This window comes from Paenibacillus sp. sgz302191 (assembly GCF_057749925.1).
The window spans coordinates 455472-468903 of sequence record NZ_JBYLHY010000001.1 but is presented as its reverse complement, the minus strand read 5'-3'; the positions used below and the strand labels follow the sequence as shown (position 1 = coordinate 468903).

The following is a 13432-nucleotide window of genomic DNA, read 5'->3' as shown; positions in this document are numbered from 1 at the left end:
CGAATCTCAATATAAGCATTAATAGGTCGTTTGCGCGAGTAACACAAATCCGTAAAACAAGTACCAGATTTGCGCCGAAGGCCCCGAACCGTTGATGAACACCAGTCCCTGGCTGTTGACCGTCGCGGTAAAGCTCGGGATGAACGGGGCGTCCCCTTTTTTGATCGTGTTTCCGAGCTTCTGCACATCGGCAAAATCGTACGTTTTATCGTCATAGCTAACGATATAGTAAGCCGTGCTGCCGTGGTTCAAATCATTTCTCATCACCGTGACCGACAGCAAATACGTGCCTGGCGTCGGGAGGGTGATGAACGTATTGATCGTCTGCGAAAACGGGAGCTCGAACTTGTCTCTTTTGGTAATGATATTGTCCAGGAAATTGTCCGTAATCATCTGAAAACTTCTCTGCTTGATCGAGCGATTTTTCTGGTTCGGTTGCGGGGAATCGTTCATAAAATCGAGAATGCGGACACGGTTCTGCGCATCGTTAATAATCGGATTCACGCTGCTGTCGCTCGAATCGCACTTGTACACGAGTCCTTCGATGTTCACATTGTCGTTCGGCCCGGTCACCATCGCGACAGACTCCTTGCGGTTGTAGCACCACGCATACAGGCCGTATACATTGACGTTTTTGGCAGCCCCCGCCGGATCGAAATAAATACCCGTATTCCAGTTTCCTTCCAGATACAAATTTTCCAGCGTTATATTGGAGTTGAAGCCCTGGAACTCAAGCATCATCTGCTTGACGGAAGTCGTATTCGAACCCTCGATGGCGACATCGCGGAACGAGCAGTTCTTGCCGTCTTTGATGACAATGACCGACCCGTCGTATCGCATCTGGGAAATGAATGTCTGCTTCACGTTCAGCGTATGGTAATCCAGCACATAGATGGCTTGGCCCTGGTAACCGCCCAACGACGCATCCCGCCAAAATCGGGAACGTGAAATTTCAATCATATACACGCCGTATCCGGATTGAAACTGTCCGTCCATGTAAATGCCCCATTTTCCGGAAGCGCAACCATTTTGGAAAAATCCGTCAAAATAAAGCTGTCCCCCCTGCGGAAGCCGGATACCCCCGCCCGTAGTCGTATCGATCTGGATATTGACGACCGACAAGGCGTCTACCAGATTTTGATTCACCGTAAAATCGAAACAGTAATCTGTACCCGTGTATTTGATGACCGAAGTGTACATATTGTCGCCCATAATGGTGAACCCGCCTAAGCGCGCGACATTGGGAATCGTTTGAACCTTGGGCGCTATCGTTGACTGCACCGTATAAATGCCGCTCGGCACATAGAGGGTGCCTTCCGTACCAAGGAAATTGAACGCCCTCTGGAATCTGGCGTCATCTGTCGTCTCCCCGGTCAGCCTTGGGAAATTGGCCAGACTTACCTTGCCTTTTGCCATGTCGGCTTGCATTTGACTGTACAGCAGCGTCCACATTTCCTCCCGTGTGACGTAATCTTGAGGGCGGCTGCCGTCCGCGATGCCTTCCTGCACAAAATAATTTGTCGCCGTTTGCGCCAATGATGAACTGTTTGAACTATTTGAATTGCCTGAACTGCTTGAACCGCCTGAACTGTTCGAACTGTTGTCCGCCATACAACTCCAACTCCTTTCTCAGCCTGATGAGTTAAACGTATGAGTCCGCCTGGCATAAGCAACCTCCCGCTAGATTCAGCGGCAGGCTCCTATCTGACCTCTCCTACTTTTTCTCTTAAGATAGTTTATGTTGGAGTTGTACAATCGGACACAGCATAAGCTTATTCCGCCGCTTGCCCCGACACCTTGCGCAGCTCATTGGCAAGCCGATGGAACTCGCCCCTGGCTTCCTGATTGTCCGTGCTCTGCCACGCGGCTGATAAAAAGCCGATCACTTTGTTAGCGTCCTCAGCGCTCATCATAATCTCAGTTTCCCCCTTCGTATCGTCCTCCGGACATGTATCGTAGCCGGTAAGCCCGTTCGTGTCGATAATCGCCATCAGCTTGGCGGCATATTGCGGGTCCGTCGCATACCCCGCGCTCTGCAGCGCCTGGCAAGCCGCCTTGTAATCCCGCTCCTGGAGAACGGCGCGGTACCTGGCATTGCCGGCCAAAAGCAAAGAATGATCGCGAATGCTGTCAGCCCAACTCGCATACACGCGAAACCCGTCCACGATCTGCACCCACTTGCCGTTGATGTATTCCTGGGTCGTCAGCTGCTGCCCGCTTCCCTTGATGCCGAACAAATTGTTGCCTGGGGCCGACTGCCCCCAGCCGCTTTCCAAAATCGCCTGCGCAATCGTCACACTGGCAAGAATGCCGTACTCCCGCATATCCGCCTGCGCCGCCCCGGCAATTTGCGAAATAAACGCTTCTTTATTATTCATTCGCGACCTTCCCCCCTATTTCTGAGCACTTGAATAATTTGCTTCACTTGTTCAGGCAGCGGCAGCCCCATTCGTCCATAATTTTCAGTAATCGAAATGAATTCATTGGCCAAATAAAAATAAATCGCCCCCGTCATCAGCAAATCGCCGCCAATGATCAAATCTAGGCGGTGCGCCAGCATGATAACAAGCAGCATCAGCCCTTTGCGGGTAAGGCCCCAAAAGCCAACCTGGCTGTTGAGGCCCTTGTGCTCTTTCATCGACGCGACAATCCCCGTCGCATAATCGATCACAATCGCGGTAACAAACAAGCCGAGAAGCTCATTCCAACCGCCAAAAGCATACGTAATGAGCGTCCCGACCACCGCCGAGACGAAGTTAAACACGGCTTGGTTCATCGTTTTTTCTCCTTTCTGTTTCGGCATGCGTGCGCTATGCCGTTGAATGGGAAACAGGCTCCTGTTGTTGGGAGCCTGTTTTTTGGTGGGGCGGCGGGAATTTTCAAAGGCTAGTCGCCCTTTTTCGCAGCCGCCGAATCTTGATCTGCGTCGAGCAGAGCCTGCACATCCGCTCTGTGCCGTTCCGGCACCTGATCCATCGTGCGCCGACCTTCCTTGACGAGCATGTAGTATAACTGAACCAAACTATTTCCCTCCTTGCAGCTTAAGCAGCATCTCGTAAACCTCTGCCACAGCTTCCATGGTTGCGACGTTATCGTTTTTCAGCTTGGCATTTTCAGCCTGCAGCGCCGATATTTGCTGCTCTGCGGTCAGCACAACCGGCGTGGAAGCTTCCGCTGCTTGATACGCTTCCCATGCCGCCTGGAGTTCTTCTTCCGTCGGCTGCGCTGCGTCCAGGTTCCATTGCGCGATGTATGGACCTTTACCGTCGCTGTCGTCTTGGACGATATAGTCAACCATACGAACAGCAGTAGGGTAAAGGTGTTCAATCGCATTCCATTTCTTTTTTTGTTCTTCGGTTGTTTGAACCAATTTTCCGCTTTGAATAACGTACTTATCTTGATTAGCAATTGCGTCATGCCATTGTTCCTCTGAGATCAGAATTGCAGTCGTCGGAATTTTACTAACATCCCATATATCACCGTTATAAAAGGCAATAATATTTCCAATTATGTCATAGTCTGCATAATGTTGCACCATAGTGTTCCCCCCTCTTATTAGTACCCAATAGCAAAGTAATGAACAGTTTTTGTACCTGTTCCATTAATCCAGACAGTACATCCAGAATTAGTATAGCTTCCGGCAGAGGCTGTATCCGTTGGTATTCCACTTTCGACAGTTGTATACACATTCATACAAAAGTTAGGAAACGTAATTGGGAACGTAACAGCCGAACTCGAACCACCAGTCACTGTAACTATTCCCCATTCGAGAATAATTCCACTAGGAATCTTTTGATAGCCGTTTAATGTTTTACTGACTGCGCTGTTGTTATCTCCCCAAGGGTTAAGAACGCCTTGAAGATTAATCATGCCACCAAAATCAACATATTCGGGAATGGTGCCATTGGGTTGCGTGCCTCTTTTTGCTATTTTTCCACCATGATATGCGTATAGACCGACCGAATTGTTTGCACCTAAATTGGTATCGCTATAAATATTTGAATTATAATCACATAGGATTGCTTGTGCTTTATTTGAAATAACACTATTCGAAATGATTGCGTTACAACTGACAGTATACAATCCATTTCCTGCCCAAGAACCTGTAGAATTGCAATAATTAAGAAATACGTAAGAAGAACGAGCTACAACATACGAGTCGATCGATGTTGATGTTGCATTAAAACCTCTTACATTCACAGGGCAAACACAATTATAAACACCTATAGTACTTACAGAGTAATTTGAGGAAACAGCCGTATCTCCATTCAAGGATAATTGACCGGAACCACTATATCCTTGAATAACGACATTTTCATTGTAAGTACCTGCAGCGACACTGATATTGTAAACATGATTCAAAATTTGCGGAACGCTATTTATTGCTTTCATGATCGTTTTGAAAGGCTTTCCTGCGCTTCCGTCATTGTTATCTGCTCCGTTTGTCGCATCGACGTATAGCGTAGTGGCTTGCCTAGTTTGTCTGGGCACTTGGTAGACCTGTCTCGCCAAGTTCTCTGTAGTACTTATCCGCGCCTCTGCATCTGCTTGATTTGCAGCTAGTGCATCGACAACAGTTTTTAGGTTGCCTACGTACTCTCCGTTGATTTGTATCAAAGGAGCAGATATAAAGTACTGATCGATAGTGAGATAAGTCACTTCGTAAGTGGCGGTTGAATCGTAATTAGCAGTAGCGATACGGGCTTGAGCATATCCATATGGCGTTCCTGAAGGATATGACCATTGCGGGTCTACTCGCCCATTTTTAAATACACTAATAATTTTTAATGTCCTATAGCGTAACTGTGACATGGGAAATGCGGTGTTATTTATCAAGTACTCATTATTAGTTGGGTAATAAACTGGATTCGCCTTCTCCCGCACAATCATACCCGTTCCAACTTCAATCTGATTCATTCCTTCGTGAAGCGAAATGCTGCCTTCTACAGCGATTTCTTCGAATGTTGGAGTAGCAAGTTGGTATGTGAGTTTGTAAGGAGTGTACCCTGCATAGGATACGGTCTGTAGTGTCGTTGTAGGCGCGTTTCCATCCATTTTAACCCATGCCTTTGTACCGCTTCCGTTGTATCCTGCTGTAAAACTCGTGCCATTCCATACACCCATTCTCCAACCATAAAAATATGCCTGTATCTCGGGTGTCGAAGGCGTGTAATTATCTCCCCAGCCTGAATCTGTATTTGGAATAGTAATATTTATACCAGCACCGTTCAGAATGCTTTGATCGGCTGCTGACAAATAAGTCGCTGCATCCATAGTTGAACGCACTATTTTCCCATCGTATTTGACAACAGATTCAGTAAATTGTTTGTACCCTCCTAGTCCTGTCCCGGAAAAAAACACTGCTTTATACCCAGTTTTACTTTGATCAAACAACCACGATAAACTGCCATCTAGCACAACATCTCTCGCAAAACGATTCTCGCGCCAATACTTGCCATCACGCTTGAATAGCGTGTCATATACAGTTCCGTCTAAACTGGAGGCAAGCTGGACGTTCGGAATGTATAGATAATCGTCATTACGCGGTTTGAATGGTTTGGCTATTGATCCAAGGTTGAGCATAGGGCTTGAGAACGTAATCGTTCCGCTTACCGCTGAATCTACGGCTAAGGAAATCCTCAACTTCACAGCATTAGAAGGTATTGTAACCGTTTTGTTTATTACTGTAGTTCCATTAGTGGTAACGTATGGGGATGAGCCCAAATCAGTCAATAGGTTACCATAGGAATCAATTGGCTGTAAATTGTAATACGCCCCATATATAGTGGTTCCATTAATACCAGAGACATTAACAGTAGTGGTAAATGTGTACGATTGATTGGGTATAACAGATATTTCGACGTAATTACCACTAAAATTACCTGCTGTTTTCACAAGATTTAAAGTATAAGGTTCGACTAAATATTTTGTACCTGAAGTGATGAAATCTACCCACTCATTAAATTGCGGCAACAGGTTTTCCCCATACCTATAGACATATGGTGCTGTAATGTGCTTCACATCGTCTACGTAGGGGTATTTGGTGGTGATTTGTGAAATAGTTTGATTGTTAAAATTTACATACTCCGCTGAACTTATTTCATATAGCCGTAAACCATCGATATAACCCGTTGCAGTCCCAGTCGTAAGACCAAAAACTAACGAACATAAACCGCCTGTAAAAGAAGCGCCGGAGAATACAGTAACCACAGTTTGCCACTGGTTAAGCTTCGTATTATCAAAGGAAAAAATAGAAGATGATGCAATAACTGTCCCGATATTGTTTTGCTGTACGTTAACAACAAAATTAGTACCACCAGAAGTAGAAGTAAGATAAGCATCCATCGCCACCATATAAAATTTACCTGTAGTAACAGGGATATTGTTTTTATAGATGTATGCTGTTGTATTAGATTCAACAAGTTTAATCGAAGTTGTCCCATATTTTGAGACAGTTGAATCTACTGTAACTGTACCTGAACCACTTACCACAAACGGAGTAAGACTAGTACAATTCCCATCCCGCCCCAGCAGGTTCACCAACGTGCCGCCCTGGATGCTCGTCAGATTAAACGGCGAAGTTCTCGCGGCGTTCACGACCTGAAGCCCGTTTGACAAGTTCACCGGCGTCGCCCCAGGATTTGCTGCGACCTGAGCGCCTAGCTGGGCATCAATTTTGTCCCAGTTGTCGTTGAGCATCGTATTGATGTCGAAGGTGTCATTTCCATCTGTTGCCGGATTTTTTTTGTAGAGGCCCAAATTCGTTGTCGTGCTTGGCATTTATTGTTCCCTCCATCTTAGAGAGGCATGAACGGAGCGAAATCCGTCAATTTCCTCGTTTGAATTTGGTTGATCGTCATCGTTTGATGAACTTGATTCAGTAATAAATATTTGTACTGATACACCACCTGCAAATGTGCAGGCTTGATCTCCTCAATCGCCGCCTTCAAGTCGGCGAGGTTGGGCGGCGCGCCCAGCGTGTCCACGAATCTTACCGTGAACTGGTAAGCGGACGCCTGCTGGGTGACGTCCACCTCTCCGCGATCGTAGGCTTCCGCTACGTTCCGGATCAGGTCGACGGTGACGGTGCCTACGCCCCGCAGCTTCGAATTGATGACCGCTCTCCGCTGGTCATCGGGTTTTCCCGGATCGGAGCTGATGCCCAGCTCCGCTTCCCAGGCATCGAGCCCCCACGTCGCCGAGCTGACGAAAAACTGATCGAGCGTCTCCCGCAGCGCCGATTGAAGCTTGTCCAGCTCCCCGCCGTGAGCGTCCAAAATCGCCCCCATCACCCGGGAGGTTTCATAATAAGCCGGGAGATAGCCCAACATGCGCGGACCGCCGGCCGATGTCCAAGCTGTCATGTGAACGTCACCGTCCCTGTGACGGCGATTTTTTCCGCGCCGATTGCGACGTTCGACGTTCCGCCGTTGATCTGCAAGCCGGCATAATCCTGCACGCCGTCGATGTCCAAAAGCAGAGAGCCGACGCGCACATAGCGCACCGTCGGATCGGCGGCAAAAGCCAGCTCAGCCAAATATTTGCGAACGGCCTCCGTAAAATCGCTCTTCACCTGCGCCAGCGTGCGAGTTCCCGTCAAGGTGAGCTGGGCGCTGATATTGGCGCTCACTTCCACAGCTTTCACAACCGAAACAATCGCCCCGATCGGGGCTTTGCCTGTCAGCGGAGGATTAGGATAAATGTATTGCTGCACGGCAGCAACAATTTCAGGCGAAGCGGTCCGGCTATCCGTGCCGATGACCACCACTTTGACGGTGCCCGGGCCGTTCCACAAAGGAAGCACCTGCGCACCCCCGACTCCCGGCACCTCCAGCGCCCAGTTCAAATAATCCGCCTTGTTGCCGCTTGTACCGGGGGAGCGGACTTTGGCGTAATACCGATTGAGCAGCGTCGCATCGCTCTCCACATCCATCCCCCCGGTTGTCGCATCGGTGTTAACTACACCGGTTACACCCGCAACATAGGTGATCAAAAGATTGATCCCTCCGCTCGGCACGCTGCCTTTAACGCCGCCCTCAACGGCTGCGACCGGCGCAACACCAGTTCCTGAACCGTCGAGAGTAACAGACTCCAACGTCTCAAAAATAACGGAAGCCGTCCCATGCACGGCATCCGCAGCCGTTCCCACGCGCGTCCCGGCGGGGACAACCGTTCCTGCGGTTCCGGCAAATTTCACTTTGCCGCCCGCTTTGACCGCAGGCCTGCGCGTCACGCCGTGCTCGGCGCAGCGCAAATCCAGGTATGCGCCGAAGGTAGTCCCGGCGAAACCGCGCCGCAGCACCTCCTGCGCCTGGATCGCCGCAAGCGCCAGCTCAATCGCAGCGGGCGAAACGGCATCCCAAATAAACGAACCTTCCGATTGATCCAAATCCGAAGGCAAGCTGTCCAGCATACGGCGCCGGATCGCCTCTTCGGTTTGCTCGGTTAAATAGTCAGGCAAAACTGCCATATTAACTTGTCACCACACTTTCTGTCATCGTTGCTTTTTTCCCGCGTACATTCGTAATTTCACATTGAAAATAACAAGCCCCGTCCGCCCATTGAAAAGAAAAATTGCGGACGTCAGCCGTCCGGGGATCGACTTTCAGCGTCTCCGTCGTGATTCGCGCAATTTCCAGCTCATTGGCTTCGCGGGTCAGTCCGCGGGCGATCAAATCTTCATACTCCTGACCATAATTCCGGGAGTAGACCAAAAACATATACCGCTGGGTGCGCAGCGCCTTTTGACACCATTCCAGCCATGCTTCCGAATCGGTGCATTCCGCGATTTTACCCGTAGAGGTCGTTGCAAAATCGCCCTTGGCATGATCGAATTTGGGACTGCGCCCGAATTTGACCGTCCCTAGTTGCGAGCCTGAATTCCCGGCGTTTGCGGCCCAGGTTAATGAAGCAGGAAATAAGTTCGGCACATTATTTCACCACCTTGCAAATAATTACCGCATCGTTCCCGCTCTCCACCGGAATAGCCAGCACGCGGTCGCCCGGCTTTAAGCCCTGCTGAAACTCCAGCCGAACCTCCTCCACTTCCGCCGCATCAAAAGCAAACGTGCCCTGGCCCGAAATGCTGCCGGTCACAGTGCCTGTCAGCGTGAACGCGGGCAAATGAAGCTTTGCCACCCAATCTGCGACGTAATAGTCCGCGATCTCGGTTTTCAAGCTGTCCAGCTTGAGCCCGTTCGCCGTGATCGTGCCCAGCTCTGCGGGCAAGCCCGTAACCGCTGCGGCTGCGTGGCCGGACATGCGCGCGTCCAGTATAGACGCCAGTTTTTTATACGGATTATTCAATGTAATACCTCCTTCTCACCAGCGCGGGGCTGCCCAGTTCGAGCACCATTTTGCCGGGATCGCCCAATTCGTGGCGCACCGACATGGCGATAAGCTCCATCCCGCTTCCGGCCAGGTCAACTTTATCGCCGGCGCGAATCGTATTGACATCGATCGATGTTACGCTAAGCGTCTCCTGAATGCCGGACAAAAGAGCGTGCGCCGCCTCCTTCGCCTCTTCCACCGATTGGTAGCTGCTGTCCTGCACGATTTTTTGCAAAGTGCCGAAAGCTTCCGTATCCCCGGTTTCGACCGCCAGCACCTGGGAAGCGGAATCGTCGCTGCCGTTTTTAGTGCCGAGCACTTTCACCTTGGTAATCGTCCCTTCCAGCGTTCGATTCTGCGTGATGCTCTGTACATTCACGGAAGGCTCCAGAGACCAAACCGTTTCGTTTCCGCCAATCAGCGCCAGCTCAAGCCCGTTCGCCGTCATCCGCGGCCTGTACATCGGTCCGCCTTTTTTGGCCGTCTCCTTCAAATCCTTCATCATCATGGAGTAGATCGACTCCGCGCGGTGCAGCGCTTTACTGAGGGCAACGCCCGTATCGGGCAGCGAAGCGATCTTAATGTTCCAATCCTCCGCATACTTGCGAATCCGTTCGCTCGCTGTGGTCCCGTTCGGAAACAAATACTCATCCTCCGATTTGGCCAAATAAATCGTTCGATCGTATATCGTAATGGCCAAGCGGTCGCTTTGGCCGTAGCTGTTCTCGCACTGCCAAATGACCGCAGGGGACAAAAGATTTTGCACCACACTGCCGCCAAAAGGAATCCCTGTCACACGAATGTCCTGTCCAGGAGATGCGCCTGGAAAATCGTCGGTAACCGCAACCGTTGCAAGCGCTCTGTACGAAATCTCATCCAATGACTCTTCAAGCGTCAGCTCGTGAATAACGTCAAGCAGCGAATATTTGTTGTCCAGGATTACATCGTACGCGTATCCGTTTTCGGGCGATTTCACGGCATGACCAACTCCTGCCCGGGAAAAATAAGATCAGGATTAGGCCCGATCGTCTCCTGATTCGCATCGTAAATTTCCCGCCAGCGGCCGCCGGAACCGAGCATTAATTTGGCAATGCCCCACAGCGTGTCCCCGGACTTGACGGTATACAGGACAGGAACGGGCTTGATGTCGGCGCGGGGTGCGCCGGACGAATCGCCGCCCTCGCGTTCGGCAAGCGTGCGGATTTTATAGTCCTGCCATGTGCGGAACGTAAGATCGAAGTAGACATCGCCCACCTCGCCGCCCTTGAAGCTGCTGTTATGGGCGGATAGCATGACGAGCACATTCACAGCCGTGCCTGTTATAATCAACCGCAGCGGCTGCTTGTTCTCCATCCATGTATTCAATTGATTCATAGTAATCTGCGGATCGGGCAGCGGCTTGTACCTGCAATAGCTGGAATCATATTGATCAGGATTGGGGAAAAAGGAAGAGAAGGTGATTTCCTTCACCTTCACGCCCTGCGGCACATCCAGCTCCCCGCCGTGAACAATTGTGAGCGTTTCAAAGCTTTTGTCCCTGCGAATATTGATTTCCGTCGGATTAACGGGAAAATGAAGCTTCGTTCCAGACGGATCTTCCAGCGTTATATCTATGTTTTCATATTTATTCATTGTTTGTTCACCACGACTTTATGCGAGATTGGGCATAACCGCGTTCATTTGCTGCACGATCTGCCGGCCAATCGTTAGGGCTAATTCGTCCTTGTTCACTTCTTCTTTCGGAAAATTAACCGCGACTCCATCCACCTTAATGTCATACTTGCTGCTTGCATCTATCGGCTGGTCTGAAACCTGATTTGCCGGAGGGATTGCGTTAACGGCAGACGCAGCGACGGACGGACGATCTTGCGGTACCAAATCGATCTGGTCCGCCTTATCGGCCGCCGGCTTTTTGTCTCCGAAAAATTTATTTCCGACCCACTCGCCCAAAGCATCCCCCGCCATTCCGCCGAGTGCACCGCCGATAGCAGTGCCGATTCCAGGGAGAAGAAAAGTTCCGATTGTTGCTCCAAGCGCAGCCCCGGCAGTACCCGCTACAGCCGAAACGGCCGCCTTCGGTTTGTTATCGGAAGTAGCGATATCCGCTATGGACATAGCGATTCCAAGGGGCGCAGCCATCTTCGATGCAGCCTTGCCGAGCATTTTGACGGCTTTTCCTCCGCCCTTCAGCAAGCTTTTCAAACCGCCTGCTTTCGAAGTTCTAGGGGCCGAAGACGAAGCCGCGTCCACTTTTGGAGAAGAATTAGCGACAGATTTAGGCTCAGTCGTTTCCGCAGCCTTAGTTGCTGTAGCATCTTTTGCTTTAGAGTCGGTTTTAGCTTTTGCATCGGATTCCGTTTTTTCTTTAAGCTTCGGATCCGTTTTCTCTGCAGTCACGGTGTCTGTTAAATCTCCAAGTTTCGAGTCCGTTCTGCCTTTCGTAGCGGGGTCTGTCTTTTGCGAAACCTTAGAATCGGTTTTTCCCGTTGTCTTGGGATCCGTTTTATCGTTGCATTTGCATGCTGTCTTACTGCCGGCAGTAGGCTTGGTTGTCTTGGACCCGGAGCCGCATATGTTTCCGCAGCCCTTAAATACGTCTTTCAAGCCTCTCAACGCTTGTATAATTTCCTTCAAAGCGGCTCCGAAGCCTTTAAGCGCTGTACCGATGCTGCCGATTCCGTCACCTAAGGTTTTAAAGCCTGTGCCAACGGTGCCGATTCCTTCGCCGATACTGCCAATTCCGGTACCAATACCTTTGAAACCGTCCCCTATACTACCGATTCCGGCTCCAATGTTTTTGAAGCCATCACCGATACTGCCGATTCCGGCCCCAATATTTTTGATTCCATCGCCGATACTCTTGAAGCCATCACCGATACTGCCGATCCCGGCTCCAATATTTGTGATACCGTCACCGACACTCTTGAAACCGTCACCTATGCTGCCGATTCCAGCTCCAATATTTCCGATTCCGTCGCCAATACTCTTGAAGCCATCGCCTATGCTGCCGATTCCGGCTCCAATATTTGCGATTCCGTCTCCGACACTCTTGAAGCCGTCTCCTATGCTGCCAATTCCGGCTCCAATATTTCCGATTCCGTCGCCGATGCTCTTGATGCCGTCGCCTATGCTGCCTATGCTCGCTCCTACAGCGCTAATTCCATCGGCGATGCTTTTGAAGCCGTCTCCGATGCTGCCGATTCCCGCTCCAATGTTTCCAATTCCGTCGCCGATGCCTTTGATGCCAGTTCCAATGCTGCCGATTCCGTCTCCGACGCCCTTGATCCCGGTTCCTATGCTGCCGATTCCGTCGCCGACGCCCTTGATCCCGGTTCCTATGCTGCCAATTCCGTCACCAACGCCCTTGATCCCGGTTCCTATGCTGCCGATTCCGTCGCCGACGCCCTTGAGGCCATCTCCGATGCCGCCAATTCCGTCACCGACACCCTTGAGGCCATCTCCAATGCCGCCGATTCCGTCACCGACGCCTTTGAGACCATCTCCGATGCTGCCGATTCCTGCACCGATGTTCTTGAACCCGTCGCCTATGCTGCCGATTCCAGCTCCGATGTTCTTGAGGCCATCTCCGATGCTGCCGATTCCAGCTCCGATGTTTTTAAACCCGTCGCCTATGCTGCCGATCCCTTCGCCTATGCTTTTGATTCCGGCGCCTATGCTCTTGAGGCCGTCGCCTATAACGCCGGCTGCACCGCCCCCACCGCCTTGGGCAGATCGGGCAGCACCGCCGGCCGCGCCTTGCACGGTCACTTTTATCGAGCCGCCCAGCCCTTGCAGCAGCTGCTTCAGCTGCTTGACGCTGGCGATCACCTGATTGTTGACGATCAGCTTCAGCTCCACTTTCATCCGGCTGAGATTCGCAAGCTGCAGAAGCAGCCGATCGATGGCAAAAGAAAAATAATCCCGGACCACAATGGCCGGTCTTGCCGTAATTTGGCTCAGCTTGGTACCCGCCGATGCGGCACGCCCAAAATACTGCTCCATCCGCTGCAGCGACTGGCTCGTCCGGTCTGCGGCGCTGCGCAGGCGTTCCTGCATTTGGGTCACTCTCGCCAAATTGCCTTGAACGGCTGTTTCACTCACC

At 50.8% G+C, this 13432-nt stretch carries 13 protein-coding genes; all 13 read right to left on the bottom strand.

The genetic code is table 11. The features are described 5' to 3' along the window. Window positions 1–18 precede the first annotated feature (18 nt). Window positions 19–1611 (bottom strand): hypothetical protein, encoded by a 1593-nt coding sequence (locus AC3G2T_RS02055; protein WP_488434350.1) that lies wholly within the window; start codon window positions 1609–1611, stop codon window positions 19–21. Window positions 1612–1772: 161 nt separating this feature from the next. Further along, complete coding sequence (locus AC3G2T_RS02050; protein WP_488434349.1) at window positions 1773–2378, bottom strand: glycoside hydrolase family 73 protein; 606 nt, start codon at window positions 2376–2378, stop codon at window positions 1773–1775. Continuing rightward, entirely contained in the window at window positions 2375–2776 is a 402-nt protein-coding gene (locus tag AC3G2T_RS02045) for a phage holin family protein (RefSeq protein WP_488434348.1), read from the bottom strand. Before AC3G2T_RS02045 ends, AC3G2T_RS02050 begins: the two co-directional genes overlap by 4 nt. 110 nt (window positions 2777–2886) lie before the next feature. Continuing rightward, complete coding sequence (locus tag AC3G2T_RS02040) at window positions 2887–3021, bottom strand: CD1375 family protein (protein WP_488434347.1); 135 nt, start codon at window positions 3019–3021, stop codon at window positions 2887–2889. 1 nt (window position 3022) lies between these two features. Further along, window positions 3023–3538, bottom strand: a complete 516-nt coding sequence (locus tag AC3G2T_RS02035) for an XkdW family protein (RefSeq protein WP_488434346.1) — start codon at window positions 3536–3538, stop codon at window positions 3023–3025. Between the two features lie 17 nt (window positions 3539–3555). Then, entirely contained in the window at window positions 3556–6780 is a 3225-nt protein-coding gene (locus AC3G2T_RS02030; RefSeq protein ID WP_488434345.1) for a gp53-like domain-containing protein, read from the bottom strand. Between the two features lie 17 nt (window positions 6781–6797). Further along, on the bottom strand, window positions 6798–7364 hold the full coding sequence (locus AC3G2T_RS02025; protein ID WP_488434344.1) for a YmfQ family protein: 567 nt from the start codon (window positions 7362–7364) through the stop codon (window positions 6798–6800). Next, window positions 7361–8470, bottom strand: a complete 1110-nt coding sequence (locus AC3G2T_RS02020; protein WP_488434343.1) for a baseplate J/gp47 family protein — start codon at window positions 8468–8470, stop codon at window positions 7361–7363. Before AC3G2T_RS02020 ends, AC3G2T_RS02025 begins: the two co-directional genes overlap by 4 nt. A gap of 1 nt (window position 8471) precedes the next feature. Beyond that, complete coding sequence (locus tag AC3G2T_RS02015) at window positions 8472–8930, bottom strand: DUF2634 domain-containing protein (RefSeq protein WP_474683994.1); 459 nt, start codon at window positions 8928–8930, stop codon at window positions 8472–8474. A 1-nt stretch (window position 8931) separates the two neighbouring features. Further along, window positions 8932–9306 carry a hypothetical protein gene (locus AC3G2T_RS02010; protein ID WP_488434342.1) on the bottom strand — a complete coding sequence of 125 codons (375 nt, stop codon included), beginning with the start codon at window positions 9304–9306 and terminating at the stop codon, window positions 8932–8934. Then, window positions 9299–10306, bottom strand: a complete 1008-nt coding sequence (locus AC3G2T_RS02005; protein ID WP_488434341.1) for an XkdQ/YqbQ family protein — start codon at window positions 10304–10306, stop codon at window positions 9299–9301. Before AC3G2T_RS02005 ends, AC3G2T_RS02010 begins: the two co-directional genes overlap by 8 nt. After that, window positions 10303–10944: a LysM peptidoglycan-binding domain-containing protein gene (locus tag AC3G2T_RS02000; RefSeq protein WP_474684114.1), complete on the bottom strand. Its 642-nt coding sequence runs from the start codon at window positions 10942–10944 to the stop codon at window positions 10303–10305. The genes AC3G2T_RS02005 and AC3G2T_RS02000 overlap by 4 nt, the downstream gene beginning before the upstream one ends. Before the next feature lie 36 nt (window positions 10945–10980). Continuing rightward, on the bottom strand, window positions 10981–13431 hold the full coding sequence (locus AC3G2T_RS01995; protein ID WP_488434340.1) for a hypothetical protein: 2451 nt from the start codon (window positions 13429–13431) through the stop codon (window positions 10981–10983). Window position 13432: the final 1 nt, after the last annotated feature.